The sequence below is a fragment of the Suttonella ornithocola genome (assembly GCF_001889065.1).
GTDB lineage: Bacteria > Pseudomonadota > Gammaproteobacteria > Cardiobacteriales > Cardiobacteriaceae > Suttonella_A > Suttonella_A ornithocola.
In genome coordinates, this window is the sequence record NZ_LWHB01000245.1 from 1 (window position 1) to 423 (window position 423).

1 protein-coding gene is annotated in these 423 nt (G+C 33.3%); it reads right to left on the reverse strand.

Going from position 1 to position 423, the window contains the following annotated elements:
- A partial coding sequence (locus A5N85_RS17960) for a helix-turn-helix domain-containing protein (RefSeq protein ID WP_143143291.1) occupies positions 1–131 on the reverse strand: 131 nt, incomplete at its 3' end.
- Positions 132–423 lie beyond the last annotated feature (292 nt).

Below are 423 nucleotides of genomic sequence, written 5' to 3' on the forward strand. Positions count from 1 at the left end.
GGATGGGGATTTTTAATCCAGCTATAGACGGTGAATTTGCTGATCTTGTAGCGCTTTGCAACAGCGCGCCAAGTTTCTCCATTAGCAATATCGTTAAGAATTTTCTGTCGGAATTGGCGGCAGTAGGTCATAGGATATGCTCAGTTTGTTTTTGATAATTCTACTACAAGTTGCTCTTTATATCTGCTTTGGATAGATTGGATTATAAGTGATTTGACTATAGTAAAAGGCTAGTAAAAAAGTCACAGAAGGAGACCTTTGCAAAAAACAATAAAATGGAGAATTTTTGGGTAGTGGTTTGAAAAGTATGCTGGAATATTATCAAATAATCCAATGACAGTTAAATATTTAAATATCAATATATTAAAAGAAGTGTTTTTTGTAAGAGTATGTTTAGCATACTYTTMAACCACTACCGAATTT